This is a genomic window from Synechococcus sp. PCC 6312 (genome assembly GCF_000316685.1).
Lineage (GTDB): Bacteria > Cyanobacteriota > Cyanobacteriia > Thermosynechococcales > Thermosynechococcaceae > Pseudocalidococcus.
The window spans coordinates 1396532-1416882 of record NC_019680.1; the positions used below are offsets into that span (position 1 = coordinate 1396532).

At 50.0% G+C, this 20351-nt stretch carries 16 protein-coding genes; 10 read left to right on the top strand and 6 right to left on the bottom strand.

Features of this window, described 5'->3' with window-relative positions:
• The first annotated feature begins 40 nt into the window (after positions 1-40).
• Entirely contained in the window at positions 41-3091 is a 3051-nt protein-coding gene (locus SYN6312_RS06880) for a CHAT domain-containing tetratricopeptide repeat protein (RefSeq protein WP_015124139.1), read from the top strand.
• 42 nt (positions 3092-3133) lie between these two features.
• Positions 3134-3970, top strand: coding sequence for a galactose mutarotase (locus SYN6312_RS06885; RefSeq protein WP_015124140.1), 837 nt, complete (start codon positions 3134-3136; stop codon positions 3968-3970).
• 4 nt (positions 3971-3974) lie between these two features.
• On the opposite strand, the gene SYN6312_RS06890 is transcribed toward SYN6312_RS06885, so the two are convergent.
• From SYN6312_RS06890 to nhaA, 3 genes are all read right to left on the bottom strand, one after another.
• Entirely contained in the window at positions 3975-5615 is a 1641-nt protein-coding gene (locus tag SYN6312_RS06890) for an acetolactate synthase large subunit (RefSeq protein WP_015124141.1), read from the bottom strand.
• Between the two features lie 228 nt (positions 5616-5843).
• Positions 5844-6164 (bottom strand): DUF3067 family protein, encoded by a 321-nt coding sequence (locus SYN6312_RS06895; protein ID WP_015124142.1) that lies wholly within the window; start codon positions 6162-6164, stop codon positions 5844-5846.
• 69 nt (positions 6165-6233) lie between these two features.
• Positions 6234-7625, bottom strand: coding sequence for a Na+/H+ antiporter NhaA (nhaA, locus tag SYN6312_RS06900; RefSeq protein WP_015124143.1), 1392 nt, complete (start codon positions 7623-7625; stop codon positions 6234-6236).
• 295 nt (positions 7626-7920) lie between these two features.
• Between nhaA and SYN6312_RS06905 the strand changes: the two genes are divergently transcribed.
• On the top strand, positions 7921-8163 hold the full coding sequence (locus SYN6312_RS06905; RefSeq protein ID WP_015124144.1) for a hypothetical protein: 243 nt from the start codon (positions 7921-7923) through the stop codon (positions 8161-8163).
• A gap of 20 nt (positions 8164-8183) precedes the next feature.
• Here the strand turns inward: SYN6312_RS06905 and SYN6312_RS06910 are convergent, their stop codons facing one another.
• Positions 8184-9623 carry a GTP-binding protein gene (locus tag SYN6312_RS06910; protein ID WP_015124145.1) on the bottom strand — a complete coding sequence of 480 codons (1440 nt, stop codon included), beginning with the start codon at positions 9621-9623 and terminating at the stop codon, positions 8184-8186.
• A 295-nt stretch (positions 9624-9918) separates the two neighbouring features.
• Between SYN6312_RS06910 and SYN6312_RS06915 the strand changes: the two genes are divergently transcribed.
• The 6 genes from SYN6312_RS06915 (at position 9919) to SYN6312_RS06940 (ending at position 17194) form a co-directional block, all read left to right on the top strand.
• A complete protein-coding gene (locus tag SYN6312_RS06915) occupies positions 9919-11694 on the top strand; it encodes an iron uptake porin (RefSeq protein WP_015124146.1) in 1776 nt (591 codons plus the stop codon).
• A gap of 67 nt (positions 11695-11761) precedes the next feature.
• Positions 11762-12658 (top strand): amino acid ABC transporter permease, encoded by an 897-nt coding sequence (locus SYN6312_RS06920; protein ID WP_015124147.1) that lies wholly within the window; start codon positions 11762-11764, stop codon positions 12656-12658.
• Complete coding sequence (locus SYN6312_RS06925; RefSeq protein WP_015124148.1) at positions 12658-13659, top strand: amino acid ABC transporter permease; 1002 nt, start codon at positions 12658-12660, stop codon at positions 13657-13659. The genes SYN6312_RS06920 and SYN6312_RS06925 overlap by 1 nt, the downstream gene beginning before the upstream one ends.
• Before the next feature lie 80 nt (positions 13660-13739).
• Complete coding sequence (locus tag SYN6312_RS06930) at positions 13740-15218, top strand: leucyl aminopeptidase (RefSeq protein WP_015124149.1); 1479 nt, start codon at positions 13740-13742, stop codon at positions 15216-15218.
• A 42-nt stretch (positions 15219-15260) separates the two neighbouring features.
• Complete coding sequence (locus SYN6312_RS06935; protein ID WP_015124150.1) at positions 15261-16193, top strand: trypsin-like serine protease; 933 nt, start codon at positions 15261-15263, stop codon at positions 16191-16193.
• A 107-nt stretch (positions 16194-16300) separates the two neighbouring features.
• The gene (locus SYN6312_RS06940) at positions 16301-17194 is read left to right on the top strand and encodes a J domain-containing protein (protein WP_015124151.1); all 894 of its coding nucleotides are present in this window, start codon (positions 16301-16303) and stop codon (positions 17192-17194) included.
• Between the two features lie 13 nt (positions 17195-17207).
• Here the strand turns inward: SYN6312_RS06940 and SYN6312_RS06945 are convergent, their stop codons facing one another.
• Entirely contained in the window at positions 17208-18044 is an 837-nt protein-coding gene (locus SYN6312_RS06945) for a prephenate/arogenate dehydrogenase (protein ID WP_015124152.1), read from the bottom strand.
• A 254-nt stretch (positions 18045-18298) separates the two neighbouring features.
• Here SYN6312_RS06945 and SYN6312_RS06950 point away from each other — a divergent pair, with 254 nt between their 5' ends.
• Positions 18299-18829: an alpha/beta hydrolase gene (locus SYN6312_RS06950; protein ID WP_015124153.1), complete on the top strand. Its 531-nt coding sequence runs from the start codon at positions 18299-18301 to the stop codon at positions 18827-18829.
• Positions 18830-18854: 25 nt separating this feature from the next.
• Here SYN6312_RS06950 and hisD read toward each other — a convergent pair whose 3' ends face one another.
• Complete coding sequence (gene hisD / locus SYN6312_RS06955) at positions 18855-20165, bottom strand: histidinol dehydrogenase (protein WP_041430686.1); 1311 nt, start codon at positions 20163-20165, stop codon at positions 18855-18857.
• Between the last annotated feature and the right edge of the window lie 186 nt (positions 20166-20351).

Here is a 20351-nt window from a genome sequence, read left to right on the forward strand (position 1 = left end):
TTGGCTAGGATCACCCCAAAGTTTATTGAGAATTGAGATCATGAAAAGCGGTAGGGGGCTAATTGCAGGGCTGTTACTGTGTCTAGGGGGAGCTCCGATAACTTTTTCCGGAGAAGTCATTGCTCAAGTTAGGCCGACTGAATACATTAGTCAAAGTGGGGGCCTGGCAGAAGCAAATCAACTTAATGAGCAAGCTGTAAAGCTTTATCAACAAGGACGTTACAATGAGGCCCTGCCTCTCTACCAACGTAGTTTAGCAATTTGGGAAAAAGCTCTTGGCCCCAACCATCCTAATGTTGCTACTGGCCTCAACAATTTGGGAGCACTCTACCAAGCTCAAGGGAACTACGCCCAGGCCCTGCCCCTCTATCAGCGTAGTTTAGCAATTCGAGAAAAAGCTCTGGGCCCGGATCATCCCGATGTCGCTTATAGTCTCAACAATTTGGCAGCACTCTACCAAGCTCAAGGGAACTACGCCCAGGCCCTGCCCCTCTATCAACGTAGTTTAACCATTTGGGAAAAAGCTCTGGGCCCGGATCACCTCAATGTCGCTTATAGTCTCAACAATTTGGCAGGACTATACCAAGATCAAAATAACTACCCCCAGGCCCTGCCCCTCCACCAACGTAGTTTAGCCATTCGACAAAAAGCTCTCGGCCCGGATCACCCCGATGTAGCCATCAGCCTCCATAATTTGGCAGCACTCTACCAAGCTCAAGGGAACTACGCCCAGGCCCTGCCCCTCTATCAACGAAGTTTAGCGATTCGGGAAAAAGCTCTCGGCCCCGATCACCCCGATGTAGCCCAAAGCCTCAATAATTTGGCAGCACTCTACCATGCTCAAGGGAACTACGCCCAGGCCCTGCCCCTCTACCAACGTGGTTTAGCAATTCGAGAAAAAGCTCTGGGCCCGGATCACCCTGATGTAGCTAATAGCCTCATTAGTTTGGCAGTAGTATACAAAGATCAAGGGAACTATGCCCAGGCCTTGCCCCTCAATCAACGTAGTTTAGCCATTCGAGAAAAAGCTCTCGGCCCCGATCACCCGTATGTAGCCTCCAGCCTCAACAGTTTGGCAGGAATATACCAAGATCAAGGGAACTACGCCCAGTCCGTGCCCCTTTATCAACGTAGTTTAGCCATTCGAGAAAAAGCTCTCGGCCCCGATCACCCTGATGTAGCTACTAGCCTCAACAATTTGGCAGTAATATACAAAGATCAAGGGAACTATGCCCAGGCCCTGCCCCTCTATCAACGTAGTTTAGCCATATTGGAAAAAGCTCAGAGCCCCAATGACCCCATTCTGGCCGCCAGCCTCAACAATTTGGCCATTTTATACTGGGCTAACAATACCACAACCCAAAGCCTCCCCCTCTTCAACCGAGCCTTGAATATTGAAGAAACAAATCTGGCGCAAAACTTAGTCATTGGCTCCGAAGAATACAAACGCAATTACTTAAAAACATTTACAGAGTCAACTAATGGGGCTTTGACTTACCACCTCCAGGCCATGCCGAGTTCCCCTGAAGCAGCCCAACAGGCCCTAACAACAATTCTCCGCCGCAAAGGACGGGTCTTAGATGTGCTCAGTAACGCCAGCCTCAGCCTTCGCCGCAACTTATCCCCCGCCGCTGCCCAACTCTTAGATGACTTGAGTGCGATTCGGACGCAAATTGCCCAAATTACATTTGCCACGGATTTGAAGCCCGGACAAATTGCAACGCTAAAAAACCTACAAGCGAATGCCGACAAAATTGAAACTGAACTCAGCCAGCGCAGTGCCACTTTTCAAGCCGTAACTCAACCTGTAACTATTGCCGCACTCCAACAGAAAATTCCAGCCGATGCTGCCCTGATTGAGTTTATGCAATACCAGCCCTTTAACCCGAAAATAGGTCAATTCCAGGCCCCGCGCTATGCTGCCTATATTCTGTTGCCCCAAGGAAACGTACATTGGGTAGATTTAGGTGAGGCCGCCAGACTGGAAGTGCAACTCAAAGAATTCATGAACAAAATCAGCGATCCCCGCTTGCCCAGTGGTGCCGTCAAGCCCGTTGCCCGCCAAACCGATGCCCTCCTCCTTGAACCCATCCGGGCTAAATTGGGAACTCAGGTGAAGCATTTACTCATTGCTCCTGATGCCGAACTCAACTTAATTCCGTTTGCCGCTCTCGTCGATGCTCAAAATCGCTATTTAATTGAAACCTATCAAATTACCTATCTCACCTCTGGTCGAGACTTACTCCGCCCCGGTACCCCTAGCTCGAACCCGCCCCTGATTTTTGCCAATATTGACTATGACCGACCTGGGGTGCCCAGCAGCACTCCCACTCTCCTTGCCCAAGGATCATCATCAGCCAGTGGAACGAGAGGTGTTAACCAAGTCAGTCAAGAGTTAGCAAAACTTACCTTCGGCCGCCTGCCCAACACCGGTCCCGAAGCTGAAGCAATTAAAGCCTTATTACCCGCCGCCAAAATTTTTACAGGTGCCACAGCCACTGAAAATCAACTTAAAGCCAGCGTTCAGCCCCTTGTCTTGCACTTGGCGACACACGGATTCTTTCAGAGCAATGCCGTCCGCAAACCTACCAATGTTGGAGATAGAGCCATTCGAGGAGTTGAGGGAGAAATTTCTGGCTTACCTGTAGAAAATCCCTTGTTGCGGTCGGGTCTTTGGCTGGCGGGAGGTAATGTTCGTCAAAGCGGTAAGGAAGATGGCATCTTAACAGCACTAGAAGTTTCGGGCTTAGATTTGCAGGGAACTCAGCTAGTTGTCCTCTCGGCTTGTCAATCGGGGTTGGGGGATGTGCCGACTGGAGAAGGTGTGTATGGCTTGCGGCGGGCGTTTGTCTTAGCCGGTGCAGAAAGTCAACTCAGCTCCCTGTGGATTGTAGGTGATGCTGGAACCAAGGAGTTGATGATCAAGTATTACGAAAATTTGCTGAGGGGACAAGGACGGGGGGAGGCATTGCGGCAGGCACAGTTGAGCTTTGTAAAGGGTACACAGTACAACAACACCTACTATTGGGCAGCATTTATCCCAACTGGGGAGTGGGGGCCGATGAGGTTTTCTGGCAATCGCCCTCGGTAGTATTCTGACAACACTATAGTTCCGTCCCTAGGATCATTCCCAATGACTATTGCTCAAACCTATACCCTCAGCCATGACCAGGCCCATTTAGAAGTTGTCCCAGGCCGGGGCGGCATCATTACCCGTTGGCAGGTGTCGGGGCAGGATTTACTTTACTTAGACCAAGAACGGTTTGCAGATCCGAATTTAAGTGTCCGGGGCGGCATCCCAATTCTGTTTCCGATTTGTGGCAACTTACCGGAGAACACATTTCACCATCAGGGACAGGTTTACTCCCTCAAGCAGCATGGGTTTGCCCGTGACCAGGCCTGGGATGTCAACCAACCAACCTCCAACAGCCTGACCCTCAGCCTCAGCCATAATCCAACTACCCTCAGCCAGTACCCCTTTCCCTTTAGCTTGGAATTGACCTATACCCTCACGGCCACCAGCCTGACCCTCGCGACCACCCTCCACAATCCTGGCCCCACCGACTTACCCTTTAGTTTCGGCTTTCATCCCTATTTTCAAATTGCCAATAAGTCAGCCGTAGAACTCGTCATTCCCGCTACCACCGTCACGGATCAAAAAGCACAAATCACAACCCCCTTTGACGGCAGATTTGACTGGACGGCCCCAGAGTTAGATTTAGCCTTTCGCCCCTTGGCGCAAACTCAGGCCCAGGTGATCAATGCTGCGACCGGAACAACCCTCACCCTTGATTTTTCCGAAGATTATTCGACTTTAGTATTTTGGACAATTGTTGGCAAAGATTATGTCTGTGTTGAACCCTGGACAGCCCCTCGCAATGCCTTAAATACGGGGGAAGATTTATTAACGATTCCGACCGGCGGGGCCTGGCAAGCGGAATTTAAGCTAACAGCTACTCCTACCTCCTAAAAGTTTATTCATAGCTACAAGTAATTTCGCCAATGCGTTGATTGAATCGGAGATTTTCGCTGTAGTCCACAGGCACATCAATAATGGTGGGGACATCCTGTTCGAGGGCTGTTTTGAGGATCGGAATAAAGTCCAAAGCCGACTCGACTCGGTATCCTTTCAGTCCCATACTTTCGGCCAACTTGACAAAATCTGGATTACCAAACTTGATAAATGCCGACTCGCCAAAATAGCGATGTTGCTTCCACTCAATCAAGCCATAGCCGCCATCATTAAAAATAATTGTGGTGAAGTTTGTCCCTTCCCGGAGAGCGGTCTCAAGCTCCTGAAAATTCATCATGAAACCCCCATCGCCAGTCACCGCGACAATGTGCCGATCGGGATGAACTAACTTAGCGGCTAAGGCCCCTGGAACCGCAATGCCCATGGCCGCAAAACCGTTAGAAATCAGGCAAGTATTCGGGCGTTGGCAGTGGTAGTGGCGGGCCATCCACATTTTATGGGCCCCAACATCGGAAATGACAATATCATCTGGCCCCATGACTTGGCGCAGATCATAAATCAGTTTTTGGGGTTTAATCGGAAAACCGTCATCACGGGCATATTGCATATAGTCAGCCACAATGTCTTGCCGCAAATGCAGGGCGTAAGGGGTGGGTTTATCGTGACGGTCTGCCCGTTTGAGAATTTCATAGAGTGAGTCGGAAATATCCCCCACGACTTCTGTTTCAGGAATATAGCTGCTGTCAATTTCGGCATGGGTGGTGGCAATGTGAATAATTTTGATGCTCCCATCCGGGTTCCAGCGTTTGGGGGAATATTCAATCAGGTCATAGCCCACCGCAATGACTAAATCGGTATGATCAAACCCACAACTGATATAGTCCCGCTGTTGTAACCCCACTGACCAGAGAGCCAAGGGATGATCGTAGGGAATACCGCCTTTCCCCATAAAGGTATTGGCAACGGGAATATTGAGTTCAGTCGCAAAATGTGTAAGGGCGGCTGAGGCATGGCCCCGAATGACTCCATTCCCAATCAGAACAATTGGATTTTGGGCTTGGTTAATGAGTTCGGCGGCGGCCTGAACTGCTTGATAGGAGGCATAGGTTTTTTCGTGATCGGTCGTCCTCAGGGGGTTACCAATCGCTTCCATAGCCGCAATATTTTCGGGTAAATCAATGTGGACGGCTCCCGGTTTCTCGGCCTGGGCCAACTTAAAACCACGGCGGACAATTTCGGGGGTAATGCTGGGGCGGACAATTTGAGCATTCCACTTGGTGACAGGCGCAAACATGGCCACAAGGTCTAGGTATTGGTGGGATTCAATGTGCATCCGGTCGGTTCCCACTTGTCCGGTGATGGCGACTAAGGGCGCACCATCCAAATTGGCATCAGCCACTCCGGTCATTAAGTTGGTTGCCCCAGGCCCCAAGGTAGATAAACAAACCCCCGCCTTTCCGGTTAATCGCCCATAAACATCGGCCATAAAGGCGGCCCCTTGTTCGTGGCGGGTGGTGATGAATTTTATCGAAGACTGGCGCAGGGCCTGGAGGACATCAAGATTTTCTTCACCGGGCAGGCCAAAAATATACTCTACCCCTTCGTTTTCCAGGCATTTAACTAAAAGTTCCGCGGTATTCATGTCGTGTCACACCAATGATTTAAGTCAGGCAGGCCAGAAGTTATCCCAGGCCAGGAAATTAGCCATATGCTTGCGAACAGGGGCCGAGATACAAAAATTTAGAAAACCCAACCTGTATCCGGTGTTAATTGTTTATCAATAACTTGTCTGAATCAATGGCCAATGAATTAAAAACCCTCACACCCGCTAATTCCTACTCTACTCTTGGATTTAGGGGGATGCCAAAATTTAAGAGAATTCTTCCAAAATCCATTCACTGGTTCGGTCGCCCAAATCTAAGGGAATACTGACGGCTTTACCAAGGCGAGGTTTTTCGCGGGTGCGTTCAATAAAGGTCAAAACCTGATCCACACAGCCCCAGGCCTGGAGATATTGGACAATGGCATTCAGATGTTGCCGATATTCAAGTTCATTACTGGGAAACGAGGCCTGTTCGAGGTAGCGCCACATAACTTGCAGAAAAATCTTACCTTGAGTCCGCCGTAGTTGCAGATCATAGGAACGCCCCCATTTATCTAGGAGCTTTTGGTGTAACTCAGCCCCGGTCATGGTTTCCCGCATCGCTATTACAGCCGTCACATCTCTCCTGCTTTATTTTGACCCACGGGTACTGGAGATTCACTGATTGTTAATTAAGGATGTGGTCAATGGGGTATTGCTTAAGGAGGTTTGCCCAGGCCTGGGGAGGAGCCACACCAACAGCAGCATTCCCACCACCGCACTCAGGGCCGACCCCAACAAAATCCCTAGTTTGGCTGCATCTAAGAGATCTCCAGTTAAAGCTAGCCCAGCAATAAACAGGGACATCGTAAAGCCAATCCCCGCCAAAATCCCACTCGCCCCCAATATCCCCCAGGTCATGTCATCAGGCAACTTGGCCCACCCCAGCAACACCGTCAAGCCGCTGAAGAGGAGAATCCCGACTGGCTTACCCACAGCTAACCCGACAATTAAGGCCATCACAATAGACTCTCTAAAGCCCGCCCCTTGAATTGGAATCCCCGCATTGGCCAGGGCAAACACAGGCATAATCCCAAAGCCAACCCAAGGATGGAGGGCCGCTTCTAAACGTTCAACGGGAGAGGTAGATTCCTGGGCGGCCACGGTAACAGACTCCACAAGGGCCTGGCGTTCATCTCCCAACAGTCCACTATTTCCCTGGAGAACATCCCCTAACTTTTGGACAAACTCCGCCAATAGTCCCTGACTGATCCAGGCCTGGGCCGGTGTAATCAATCCCAAAATAACCCCGGCAATCGTGGCATGGACACCCGACTCATGAAAGCCAAACCACACCCCCAGACCCAGCAGGACATAAAGGGGCAAACTCCGCACACCAATTTGTAATAACAACCCGATCAAGCCAATTCCGCCAAACCCCCAGGCCAAGGCATTCAAGTGCAGTTCATCGGTGTAGCCAATCGCAATCACCAAAATAGCCCCAATATCATCAATTATTGCCAGGGTCAGGAGTAAAATTCGGAGACTTTTCGGTACTCGGGTTCCCAAAATGGCTAAACAACCCACCACAAAAGCAATGTCAGTGGCCATTGGGATCCCCCAACCCCGTTGTCCGGCCTCCCCCCATTGCAGAAGAAGGAAGAAGGCCGCTGGGATCACCATGCCCCCCAACGCCGCTACCAGAGGAATAATTGCTGCCCGTAGGTTTTTAAGTTCCCCCAAAACAATTTCCCGCTTCACCTCCAGGCCAATGACAAAGAAAAAGACGGCCATCAGTCCATCATTGATCCAATGTTGGAGGGAATAATTCATCTGCCAGGAGCCAACAGAAAGACTCAGGGGAGTTTGCCAAAAGCGCAAATAGGAGTCAGAAAAGCTCGAATTTGCCAAGATTAAAGCAACAACCGTCACCAAAAGCAGAACGATGCCACTCGCAGACTCAACGTGCAGAAAGCGGGAGAAAGGCTCAATCAGGCGATCCACGGGTTCAATCGGCAAGCGTGGCTCCGGCAACAGGGTTTGCTGATCCTTGTCCTGGACATTTTCCATTGCCCCTGTCCTCAGTGCGGGTAAAATTAGTGCTTAAATCCTAGCAGCCATCACCGACATGGTTATTAAGTTAAAACCTCCCGCAAGCAGCAATTTCACAGGTTAAATGCCAACCTGGCTCGCCAGGGGGAACGGGATGTTGCCTCAATTTACACAGAAATCATCAAAGCTAAAAAAAGGTTCAGGACTTAGCCTAAAGGTATGGCCAGTTCCATGCTTAGTCATAGTCTCAACACCATTTTACTTTGCTAAGTAAGTTTTGCCTCCTTCTCAGACCCTTACTCTGGTGACTGCTATGGATATTTATCGCCCTGAATCTGCTCCCTCAACACCGGAAATGATGGCGGAACTCAAACGCTTACAAACCCTAATTGAAAGTGCCATCGCCGATGGTTCTCTCTCTGCTGACGAGATGGCCCGCATTAAACAGCAAATTGCTGCGGATGGCCAAGTGACCTTTCAAGAACTAGAACTCTACCGGCAGTTAGTTTTAGACAAAATTACCCAAGGGGATCTGGCACGGGACTTTGACCCCTAACCCAGGAGACTACCGATGAATCAAGCTCGGCTGGGGCGCAGACGTTGTTGCAATTCTGATTTGAGGCGGCCCAAGATTTCGGACTGATCCAGTGACGCGAGAATGTCCCGCACGACTGTCTTTGGCCCAGCGACTCCCCAAGATGCCCCATTGGCTAGGTATTCCTTACTCACCTGCCCAATCGTGTAGGAGGAAAAGCCAGCTATCCCGGCCTGGGTAATCGCTACCGAAACATAGGGAACTAAGGACGCGCCGCCAGTAGCCGGGGCCGCCAAGCCTAAGATTCCCTTTAAGGAACTCAAGCCGAGATTAGCTAACATTTCACTGGCACTGATTCCCCCCATGGTCAAGGCGATTTTTTGCAAGAGTTGGGTCGCTCCTTCCCGAGTCATTTCCAGGCCGTAGAGTTTTGCCAAGGCTTGAATCATCGTCAGATCAATCACCAGGCTACTGACAATATCCACCATTGTGATCGGGTTGAGAGCAATCGCAAGAGCTTTGGCTGTCGCACTTTTCCAGATGAGTTGATTGGCCTGGCTGTCCCGGATGGCCATTTTTCGTTCGGTAATTTGCTCATTGACCCCATCGGCAAACAAGAGTGTATTCAAAGCTACCAGGGCTTTGCCTTCTTCCTGAAGCACTTGCAAAATCTTTAATTTCAAATCTTCAATTTGTGGTGGACCAGGGGTTAGCTCAGCCGTGATCCGCCCATCAGCATGATTGACCAATTTGGGAACGAGGGGAGCCGCTGCCACCATGACAATTTCATTGGGGGTCAGAATTTCCTTCACCCGATCATCCCGAATTTTGGCATAAATGGCCTGGCGATCGGCCTCTGGGTACTGATCCACTTTGTTAAACACTAAGAGGATCGGCTTGCTGGCTTGGCGTAATTCCCACAAGGCCTGGTGCTCCAGCTTCGTCATATCCCCAGAAATGACAAATAAAATTAAGTCTGCTTGCTGAGCCACCCCTTGAGCTAGGGCTTGGCGCGCTTCCCCACCCACTTCATCCAGGCCAGGTGTATCAATCAATTCCACCCGCGACTGCCCCAGGCCGGGTAACACCACTCGAGAACTACCGGATGCTCCCCCCGCCGATGTTGCCCAGACCGCCCGGGAACTAGTTTGCGTCACCCCATGAATTGGCCCCGTCGCAAAACAATCTTGTCCCAGTAGGGCATTGAGCAAGGAAGACTTACCCCGTCCCACCAGCCCAAATACGGCAATATGCACGACCCCTTCTTGGAGCTTGGTGAGCATCTCTTCCAAACTGTTAAGTGTTTCGGCTAGTGCTGCGGCTTCCTGGGGGGCTAAATCCAACCGCTCTAGAAGATGATGCAGAGAAGACTGGGCCTGGTGATAGTTTAAGTCGGCCTGGTACTGTTCAAGTTCTTGGAGAGCTTGCTCCAAATCCAAATCATGATCCTGTGAAGAGCCATCCTTACCAGCCTCAACCATGTTGTTCATCTGCTCTTAATCTAATTATCTAAAGCTTTATCTCTTAGGATACGACCATGATTTCTTGACCTTCCCCTATGCTGCGGGGCGGATATCATCAACTGCTGCTGCAAAATTCATTAGAGGGGTTGACGATGATTGGCTCGTGTCTTAGTATATTAGGTGATGGTGTATTAATGATAACTCAAGCTATATCTCTAGCCTGAAAATACACTACTTTTGCATCAGGATGAGGCAGAATCAGTAATCTATTCTGTATCTCCTAATAACCGAGTGAGTGAGGAGTAAATTAATCGTGAACAAGAATTATCTATTGGCAGGTAGCTTGAGCCTTTTAGGGGTAATTGGTGGCTTAAATCCTGCCCAAGCTGTAACAGATTCCCTAAGCAATGCTACTTCTGAAGCTGCTCAAGTTTCTACAGCTAAATTTGATGCCCTACTGGCTGCTCAACCCAATGATGTGGCTCCGGCTCCTGTTTCTTTGCCTGCTGCGACCCCAACTGTTGCTGATAACTCCAACGTCACCTCCGTCAGTCAGTTGATGTCCGTAGAAGACTCCATGGGGCAGGTGACTTCTGTCTCCCAATTGTCTGATGTCCGTCCAACCGACTGGGCTTACCAAGCTTTGGCTTCCTTGGTTGAGAAGTACGGCTGTATTGCCGGTTATCCTGATGGAACGTTCCGGGGGAATCGGGCTGCCACTCGTTATGAAATGGCTGCGGCTTTGAATGCTTGCTTGGATGTGATTAGCGATCGGTTTGCCACCAAAGAAGACTTGGCTGCTCTTCGCAAATTGATGGACGAGTTTGCGGCTGAATTAGCCACACTTCGGGGTCGGGTTGATAATTTAGAAGCTCGTACTGCTGCCTTAGAAGCTACCCAATTCTCTACCACCACTAAACTTTCTGGATTGGTGACCATTTCGGGTCAATACGGCGGCGCTACCTCTGGTCCTGTCAATAATGCCATCAATCCAAACGGACCCATTGGCTCCTTGAACCCAACTGTTATTGCTGGCGTTCTTCTTAGCTTAAACACTAGCTTTACGGGTTCTGACTTATTGGAAACAACATTGAGCACTGGTAATGGTGGTCTTGATGCAATCAGCCAGTACAACATTGGTGCAAACAGTAACTTGGCCTCTGGTGGTCCCCTTAATACTCAATCCTACTTCAACCCTGGCCAATACTATTGGGCTGGCTTTGGACCAACTGTTGGTCTGTATCGATTAGCCTACACCTTTAAGCCAGTTGAGGATGTCAGCGTGACTGCTGCAGCCCAATTTTATCCCAGTGATATCATTGATACTAATAGCTGGGCTAACTCTCCTGCTAAGGACTTCGGCAGCTACTTCTTCATCAATAACCCCTTCATTGTTCCCTACGCCATGAACTTTTTGGGTGGGGCTGGTGCTGCGATTCAGTGGAACCCGGGTGAAGGTGGCTTTACCGTTCGCGCCCTCTATGCTGCTGCTAACGCTGGTCTTGCCAATCCTAACGCTGCGGCCTTTAATACAAGTGGTGGTTTTGGCGGTGATCCTTATCAAGCCTCTGTTGAATTTGAGTACGCTGGAAACATTAACAGTGATGGTTCCAACAACTATGTTGTGAAAGCTCAATACACCAACTCTCGCACCTTTGGTGTTCCTGCCAATGCCGGTGGTATCAACTTTGAAGTCAACTTAGGTCAGTTTGGCATCTTTGGTCGGGGAGGTATTGCCGGAATTAGCGATGCCGCTGTTACCCCTCTCCCTGGTTCTCAAATTGGCGGTGTAATTATTGATCCGGCTTCTGGTAGTCTAACCGTTGGAACCTTTATGGCTGGTATTGGCTATAAAGACCTCTTTATTCCTGGCTCTACCTTGGCTGTGGCTGCTGGTTCTCCATTCATTAATGGTGGCGGTTCACAACAAGTTAATGTTGAAGGATTTTATCGCTTCCCTGTTAGCGACAATATCAGCATTACACCAATCATCTCTGCGATTATCAACCCGAATACAAGTGGTGGTGCTGGCTTCAACTCTAACCCTGCCATTGTTCAAGGTGTGGTTCGGACAACCTTCAGCTTCTAAGACTCTTGTCTCTTAAGTTGATAATCTAAGGGAGTGTCTCACAAATCCGAGGCACTCTCTTTGTTTTATGAAGCAATCCTTAATCAAACAACTTGTATCCCAGGCCCTGATGTTGGCTTGTCTCGGGGGGCTTTTCTATTTTCTCTGGGACAACCTTAGCTTCAATTTGCAGCGGTTAAATCTGACCCCAGGATTTGGCTTTCTGAATTTCCAGGCCAGCTTTTCAATTGGGGAAAGTATCATCAGCTATCGTCCAACCCAAAGTTACTGGCGGGCATTGTTGGTTGGCTTATTAAACTCCCTACGGGTGATTGGAGCCAGCTTAATTTTAGCGACAGTGATTGGTTTAGCCGTTGGCATTGGCCGATTGGCCCAAAATTGGCTGATCCGCCAGTTAGCGTTCATTTATATAGAAATTCTTCGTAATACACCGTTGTTGCTGCAATTATTTTTTTGGTACTTTGCAATTTTTCTGAGCCAGAGTAATACTCGGAGTAGTGGGGGGATTGTTACGATTAGCCAGCAAGGATTGGGGTTGCCCTTTGGCGTTATCCTATCACCGGAATTTTCGGCGTTGTGGCTGGGCTTGGCGGTCTATACGAGTACGTTTATTGCGGAAATTGTCCGGGGGGGAATTCAAAGTGTGCCTAAAGGTCAGTGGGAAGCTGCCCATTCCTTGGGGGTGCCGGGCGTTATCACCCTCTGGTTGGTGATTATTCCCCAGGCCATGCGGGCAATTATTCCCCCTCTTGGCAATCAATATCTCAATTTAGCCAAAAATTCTAGCTTGGCCATCGCCGTGGGCTATCCCGATCTCTATGCTGTCGCTTCCACAACTTATAACCAAACGGGGCGAGCCTTGGAGGTGATGGCGTTAATTATGGCTAGTTACTTGAGCTTGAGTTTAATTATTTCAGCAGTAGTTAACTATCTCAATCGCCGGATGCAGTTGGTAAGCCACTGATGCCATCGCCGCTATTGTCTCGATCAACTTCTCCCCAGGCCTGGCTGCGTAAGAATTTGTTTGCCACTGGGTTGGATACAAGCTTGACTCTTGTTGTGGCTATTGGCATCCTTTGGGGAGGGTGGCAGTTACTAGACTGGCTATTGTTCCAGGCCCAGTGGCAGGTCATTGGGCAAAATTGGCTCCGATTTTTAATTGGGCGGTATCCCCTCGACCAGGCCTGGCGGATTGGTTTGTTGCTTGTTCTGGGGCTATGCCTCTGGGGAATTGGCCAATATTTCCGGCATGTTAACCGCTGGGCGGGTATCCTAATTGGATTTGGCCTGGCTGGCTGGCTGATTGCCGGGGGCCTGGGCTTAACGGTTGTGCCGACTAATCTTTGGACAGGGCTGCTTTTAACGTTGATCGTCGCGGTCGCGAGTATTGTTTTGGCATTTCCCCTCGGAATTGTCTTGGCAGTGGGGCGGCAAAGTTCTTTACCAGTATGGCGATATGGGGCCACGGTTTATATCGAGTTGGTGCGGGGGTTGCCCTTGATTGGGATTTTATTCATGGCCCAAGTGATGTTACCGCTTGTACTACCGGGAGCTTGGCAGTTGGATCGGCTCTTACGGGCAGTGGCGGGCCTGGTGCTTTTTAATGCGGCCTACTTGGCTGAGAATATTCGCGGGGGGTGGCAGGCGATTCCGCGGGGGCAATTTGAAGCAGCGGCGGCATTGGGTTTGAACCCCAGTCTAGTGATTGGTTTGGTGATCTTGCCCCAGGCCTTGCGAATTAGTGTGCCTGCCATTGCCGGACAGTTTATTGCGCTCCTGAAAGACACGGCCCTCTTATCCTTATTTGCCCTTCTGGAATTGACGGGGATTGCCCGAGCGATTTTGGCTCAACCCAATTATCTAGGGCGATATGGGGAAGTCTATCTATTTATTGGTTTTCTATATTGGCTGTTTTGTTTTGGGTTGTCTTGGTTGAGTCGCCACTTGGAGCAGACTGGAAAATAAGAAAATGCTGGGGTTTTACTAATGGGGAGATTTACAGTAGCTTGAAGAATAGAAACATTTAAATGCGTACTTAGTTTTCTATGAATATCCAGGCCCCCACAACTGCTGTGCTGAATTGGTCAGGTGACTTAATTGCCTTTGGATTTTTTACCGAGTCGGATGCGGTAGTTTGGCCAGCAGAGTTAGCTGAGTTACCCCAGGCCTGGGATGGCATCTTACCTGAGCTAATCCATGACGCAAAATTTCAAGGCAAAGCGGGAACTTCATTGACGGTCAGGCTCAGTCCTAAATCTCCAGTTAAAAAAATCATGCTCGTTGGCCTGGGGGCAGCTTCTGACTTCACCTTAGAGACGCTTCGCCGGGCTGCTGCTACGGTTGTTAAATCTGCTCGTAAAGATCACGACAAAACTGTCGGCCTGTACGTTCCTATCTATGACAACGATCCCACCCAGGCCTTGGCCGAAGGGATTCACTTAGGACTCCATCAGGATCTCCGGTTTAAGTCTGATCCTGAAGCTAAAGAAAATCTTGCTTTTCCAGAATCCATTGACCTCCTCGGGCCTGGAGTCGTTCAAGAGGCCTTACCCATTGCGGCGATTCGGGCTGAGGGGGTGATCCTAGCGCGGGAGTTAGTCAATGCCCCGGCCAATGTGATCACCCCTGTGACCTTAGCCGAAAAAGCCCAGGCCATTGCCAGCACCTATGGTTTAGAGTCAGAAATTTTAGAACAAGCGGATTGCGAAGCCTTGGGCATGGGAGCTTACCTTGGAGTGGCCCAGGCCTCGGATTTACCGCCAAAATTTATCCATCTCACCTACAGACCCCAGGGAACAGCCACTCGAAAACTAGCGATTATTGGCAAAGGCCTGACTTTTGATTCTGGTGGTCTAAACCTGAAAGTTTCCGGGAGTGGTATCGAAACCATGAAAATGGACATGGCTGGATCCGCAGCAGTTTTAGGCGCGGCCCAAGTGATTGCCCAACTCAAACCCAGTGCCGAAGTTCACTTTATTGTTGCCGCGACCGAAAACATGATCAGTGGCAAGGCGATGCACCCCGGCGATATTCTCACAGCCGCCAACGGCAAAACCATCGAAATTAATAACACCGATGCGGAAGGGCGGTTAACCTTAGCCGATGCCCTGATCTTTGCCGAAAAGTTGGGTGTAGACGCGATTGTGGATTTAGCCACCCTGACCGGAGCTTGTATTGTTGCCTTGGGCGAAAGTATTGCTGGATTATGGGCGACAGATCAACCGCTTGCGGATCATCTCTTAACCGCAGCAAATCAGGCGGGGGAAAAGTTCTGGCAAATGCCCATGGAAGAAAAATATTTTGAGGGGATGAAATCTCCCATTGCCGATATGAAAAATACAGGGCCCCGGGCCGGGGGATCGATTACCGCGGCTCTCTTTTTGAAACAATTTATCCAATCTACTCCTTGGGCCCATCTAGATATTGCTGGGCCTGTGTGGGTTGAAAAAGAGGATGGCTACCTCAATCCAGGGGGGACAGGGTTTGGCGTGCAGACCTTGGTGAATTGGGTCTTGGCGAGTTAGTCCCGTCTAGGGTAAGAGCATTCCATAACTTGGCAGATTTTGATGGTTAGTACATCCAAACTTCGGGCTGGCTTGGGTTTAGCTGTTTTTACCCTGGTTTTGATTGTGGGGTTCCAATGGCCCTGTTGGGGAATTATTAGTGCCACAGGCCAAAGCCCAACCCGGAAACCATTGCCCTTGAACCAATACACGGGTGTTGTTTATCTTGACCCTGTGGCCTGTAGTGGTTCGCTCCTCAAAGGTGGGATGTATGTTTTGACCGCAGCCCATTGTTTAAACGAGGGTCGCACCAGCCCAGACGAAAATGTGACCGTTGTTTTTAAGCTGCCTGGCTCTGTTGAGAAAATTCCTGTTGGCCTGCATATCGTTCATCCGGGCTGGACGGGCTATACATCGGAAGTTGGTCATGATATTGCCCTGCTCAAGTTAAAACGGCTTGCTCCCCCTGATGCTGAACAGTATGAACTTTACCGGCGCAAAGATGAAGTTGGGCAAGTCTTCACAAAAGTGGGCTACGGCTATCTGGGCACAGGGTCTCAGGGCCAAGATGATTCATCTAATACTGCAATTCGTCGCTATGCTGGGCAAAATCGCTATGAAGCCGTGATTGATATTCTCAGGAACTCAACCGAATCAGACTTTTCGGAATTAGTGTTGGGGAGTCAGCTCCTGTTTGACTTTGATAGTGGTCGTTCAACCCATGATGCCCTGGGTCGGCATTTCCCAAAACTGGCAGATGCAGGCCTGGGTGAGATGGAAATTGGCACAGGCAATGGCGATTCGGCTGGCCCATCGTTTATTGGGGGCAAAATCGCTGGAATCAGTTCTTGGGGCTACAGTGATCGGGGCTTTTTTAAGGGGAATATTGCCGATATTGACAGCATTGATAACAACGGCAGCTTTGGTGAAATTTTTGGCGATACCCGGGTTTCCTTTTATATTCCCTGGCTTGATAAAATCATGGCTACCTATTAACTGCGCTGACTCAGGTCGGTTCTTAAGATCTTGCATGGCTTAAACAGAACTGGGGTAGTTAAGGCATTAGGAATTGATCAAACGTTCTTGTTGGTGCAGCATCTCCTATGAACTTAGCGGATTGTTATCGAGTTTTAGGTCTGCCTCCCTATGCCACCCTGACCCAAGTCAAGCAAAGTTATCGGCGTTTAGCCCGGCAGTACCACCCGGATAGCAATCAGGCACAGTCCCAGGATTACTTTATCCAAATTCACCAGGCCTACCAAACCCTCCGCCAAGTCTTACCCCCGGACAGAAAAGTGGCCCCCCCACCCAAACCTGTCCAATCGGCCCCAACCCCAATCCGCCTAGAGGTGAAACAACCCGATGCCCCCTATCGGACTCCTCAAGCCAGTTCTCCAGTGCATCAAGCCCCACGCCCGCAGGAAAAGACTCCGGACACCCCCTCCCAAGCCCCACAGGCCCCAAAAACTACCGTTGTGCCATCTTCCCCAGGCCCAGTTCCCCAACGTCGCCCCTCTAAACCCTATTCCCCGGTTAATCCCCAACCCTTCCCCATCCCTACCCCACAAGCAACCACTGCCCCAACCCAGGCCCCTGATGATCGCTCTAAATTGCCAACGTTGCCTAAAATTCCTGTGTCATCTCCCCCCACTGCTGATCGGGTTTCCCTAACGCCCTTTGAGCAACAACTAAAAAGACGCTCCTATCAGCAACTCCAAGAACTTCTCCGCTATCGGCGCTTTGAACGAGCTACTATCTTGACAGAAGGATTACGCCAAGCCCTCCCGACTGATCCAGAGGTGAAACAATGGCAAGGGATTACCTATCACTGCTGGGCCCGAGAGTTAATCAAACAAGGACAATCCGCCCAGGCCTGTTATTATCTCAACCAAGCTCGACAGGCAGATCCCCACAACCCGGCCCTTGCCCAGGCCATTGATCAAGATTTAAGCCAACTGGAACGCCGCTTTCCCAAACGTCAACTGGTGGCCATCTAAGTCGGTTGTCTGGTCAATCTAGAGAATATTGTTCTCTTAATTTTTTTGTCATTGTTAAGTACTGCTCCAGGCCTGGCCAATCTCCAGCGGCAATTTTCTCAACTAGTGCCGTTAATTCCTGTTGATAAATCCTTAAACAGAATAATAACTCCGCCTGATTAAATTCCGCCATCATCCGTCCCAATTCTGGATTCCCGCCCCCCACCCGGCTTGTATCGCGAAATCCCGAACTGGCCAAGGCCTGGGCTAATTGGGCTAATTCTGGTTCTTGACCACCGGCTCCAATCAAGGCGGCACTGACCATCACGGGTAAATGGGAAATCCAGGCTACGGCTCGGTCATGGGCTTCAGGAGAGCAGAGATAACGCGTCGCACCGAGGGCATCCACAAGCTGACTTAGTAGTGCCAAGGCTTCGGGATCTGTTTCTGGGATGGGGGTCAAGACATAGGGACGTTGATCAAAGAGATGTTCTTGAGCAGCTAAAACCCCAGATGCAGCGGTTCCGGCCATGGGATGTCCACCGATAAAGCGTGGCCAAACGTGGGTCAGGGTTTGACAAATGGCCCCCTTGACAGAGCCAACATCCGTGAGGATGGCCTGGGGGTGTAAGACGGGTTGAATCTGTTGCGCCACTGAAACCATCTGCCCCAAAGGTGGACAGAGAAAAACAAGATCACAGGTGCTTAAAATTCTTGGATCGGGGCTGGCCTGGTTGACGATGCCGCGTTCTCGGGCCACTTCACAGGTCTTCTTTTGCCGACTGAGTCCAAAAACCTCATGCCCCAGGCCCCGTAAATCTAACCCCAAAGATCCGCCAATCAGACCCAAGCCAACAATCCCAATTTGCATCGGTTTCTTCCAAGTCTCAATATAGTCACCCAAGTTATAGCGTTACCCAGATGGGCGATCTGTCGGTGTTTGGAGAGCAGAATCTAACTAGACAAGGATGGATGCTCAATACTGCCGATATTTCTACTCTGGCGCAACGCTCTAGATAAAGTCAAAGGTAAAGGTATATCTATGGATTGTCGCCCTACGGATTTTTGCTGTTATACTTCATAGCGATAATGACATCTGTCATTTTTTAGTAGGAGTTTTTAAGGATGTTACACCGTTTAAGCCGTTGGTTCTTATTGCTATCGTTGCCCGTCGGCATTTTGACTACAACACTACCTGCCCGGTCTGCCCAAAATCTTTCCTTGGTTTATGGCCCCTTTCAACGCTCAGTACCGATGTCAGAAGTTAGCTCTTTTGCCGAAACTGGCCAGGCCACGGGACGGTTACAAGCTCTGTTGCGCTTAGTCCCCAAAAATGAGCAAGAGGAACTACTTAAAGCTCTGCGCCTGAAACTTCCCATTGGCGTTGTCCAAGTCAATAAACTCCTGAACTCTCCCATTGGCAAACAAGTGGTTGAAAAAGTCTCTCCGGTCATTTTACGGCGGGATAAAGCAGGTACTTTTGCTATCAGTGGTGCGTTACTGACTGCGGCTGGTTCTAAAGATGGGTTGGGTCTGCTCAGCTTTTTGGAGTCCTATCCTGCCGAAACTATTGAAGTTGATCTGCGGGGAATCTCCAAACTCTTTAGTCAGACGGAGGGCCTGGGTGCGCTTTTAGGTGGGGCCTTAGGTCGTTAATCTAAGTATAGGTTTGCATTTCCGCCTAGGAATTTTGTTCGGGTTGCTCCAATCGTAAGCGGACAGAGTCTCCATGGGCAGGAAGTCCTTCGGCCTCGGCTAGTGTCATGATAGCTGGGGCCATTTTAATTAAGGCATTGGCTGAATATTCAATTAAGCTTGAATGTTTTAAAAACGTTTCTACACTTAAAGGTGATGCGTAACGGGCTGCGCCGGATGTGGGTAAAGTGTGGTTCGGGCCGGCTAAGTAATCGCCCACCGCTTCGGGGGTGGATTTCCCTAGAAAAATAGCTCCCGCATGACGGATTTTATCCAGCAAGTCCCAGGGGGCAGCAATTTGCAGTTCTAAGTGCTCCGGGGCAAATTCATTGGACAACTGAGCCGCCACTTCTAGGGATTCCACAACCCCCACCAGGCCAAAATGGGCGATGGATTTTTCAGTTGGTTCCCGGCGGGGGTGATATTCCAACTGGTGCAGAACTTCGCGAGCGACTTTTTGGGCTAAAGCGGCGTTGGTGGTCAGCAAGATTGAAGCAGCCAAGGGGTCATGCTCGGCCTGGGCCAGCAGATCTGCGGCTAGATGGACAGGATGGGCGGTTTCGTCTGCAATGACTAAAACTTCTGAGGGGCCAGCCAAGGAGTCAATCCCCACAGTGCCAAAGACTAGTTTTTTTGCTAAGGTCACATAAATATTCCCAGGCCCGGTAATTAAATTCACAGGGGCAATTGTTTCTGTTCCGTAAGCCATCGCCGCAATGGCCTGGGCTCCCCCAACCCGATAAATTTCATCCACCCCTGCTTCTTGGGCCGCCACTAAAATCGCCGGATTGATTGTTGTATTGACTCCGGGGGGAGTGACCATAATGATCCGTTTGACCCCTGCCACTTTTGCCGGGATTGCGTTCATCAATACCGTACTGGGATAGGCCGCCCGCCCACCGGGGATATATAAACCCGCCGCATCTACTGGGGTATAACGTTTGCCTAAAACGACTCCCTCGGCAGGAAATTGGATCCAGTTTTTGGGAATCCGTTGTTCATGGAAGGCTTTAATTTGCTGATGGGCAAGGCGGATGGCATCTAGGAGTTCTTTGGAGACCTGTTGATAGGCTGCATCCAATTCGGCACCACTGACCCGCAAGGAATCCACAGTCAATTCAACGTGATCAAATTCGGCGGTGTAATGGATGAGGGCGAGGTCTTTTTGTCGCTGAACCGTTTGGAGAATTTGCTGAACGGTCGCCTCTTTATGAATCACCTGATCATCGTGGATACGATCACAGATGCGCCGCAATTCGGAGCGAATATCTTCAAGGCAGTTCAGGATTCGCAGCATGATCCCCATTGTTTAAGTCAGACCAGCAGTAGCTTTGATCATAGCTCAGACACCCGAAGAGGGGGGAGGCTTGGCCTGGCCAAAGGTGAAAGCAGCCAAACCTTAACAAGCAGTGGCTGGACGAGCTGCCGGGATTGAATCCCAAACTTTACGCCAAGAAGTGAGTACCGTCACCCAATTACTGGC

What these genes read in the sequence shown, in the direction of transcription:
- SYN6312_RS06930 (WP_015124149.1), top strand. Translation starts at nt 13,740, where the DNA reads ATGAATATCCAGGCCCCCACAACTGCTGTGCTGAATTGGTCAGGTGAC.
- hisD (WP_041430686.1), bottom strand. Translation starts at nt 20,165, where the DNA reads ATGCTGCGAATCCTGAACTGCCTTGAAGATATTCGCTCCGAATTGCGG.
- SYN6312_RS06905 (WP_015124144.1), top strand. Translation starts at nt 7,921, where the DNA reads ATGGATATTTATCGCCCTGAATCTGCTCCCTCAACACCGGAAATGATG.
- SYN6312_RS06885 (WP_015124140.1), top strand. Translation starts at nt 3,134, where the DNA reads ATGACTATTGCTCAAACCTATACCCTCAGCCATGACCAGGCCCATTTA.
- SYN6312_RS06940 (WP_015124151.1), top strand. Translation starts at nt 16,301, where the DNA reads ATGAACTTAGCGGATTGTTATCGAGTTTTAGGTCTGCCTCCCTATGCC.
- SYN6312_RS06895 (WP_015124142.1), bottom strand. Translation starts at nt 6,164, where the DNA reads ATGACCGGGGCTGAGTTACACCAAAAGCTCCTAGATAAATGGGGGCGT.
- SYN6312_RS06925 (WP_015124148.1), top strand. Translation starts at nt 12,658, where the DNA reads ATGCCATCGCCGCTATTGTCTCGATCAACTTCTCCCCAGGCCTGGCTG.
- SYN6312_RS06935 (WP_015124150.1), top strand. Translation starts at nt 15,261, where the DNA reads ATGGTTAGTACATCCAAACTTCGGGCTGGCTTGGGTTTAGCTGTTTTT.
- SYN6312_RS06880 (WP_015124139.1), top strand. Translation starts at nt 41, where the DNA reads ATGAAAAGCGGTAGGGGGCTAATTGCAGGGCTGTTACTGTGTCTAGGG.
- SYN6312_RS06890 (WP_015124141.1), bottom strand. Translation starts at nt 5,615, where the DNA reads ATGAATACCGCGGAACTTTTAGTTAAATGCCTGGAAAACGAAGGGGTA.
- nhaA (WP_015124143.1), bottom strand. Translation starts at nt 7,625, where the DNA reads ATGGAAAATGTCCAGGACAAGGATCAGCAAACCCTGTTGCCGGAGCCA.
- SYN6312_RS06950 (WP_015124153.1), top strand. Translation starts at nt 18,299, where the DNA reads ATGTTACACCGTTTAAGCCGTTGGTTCTTATTGCTATCGTTGCCCGTC.
- SYN6312_RS06920 (WP_015124147.1), top strand. Translation starts at nt 11,762, where the DNA reads ATGAAGCAATCCTTAATCAAACAACTTGTATCCCAGGCCCTGATGTTG.
- SYN6312_RS06910 (WP_015124145.1), bottom strand. Translation starts at nt 9,623, where the DNA reads ATGGTTGAGGCTGGTAAGGATGGCTCTTCACAGGATCATGATTTGGAT.
- SYN6312_RS06945 (WP_015124152.1), bottom strand. Translation starts at nt 18,044, where the DNA reads ATGCAAATTGGGATTGTTGGCTTGGGTCTGATTGGCGGATCTTTGGGG.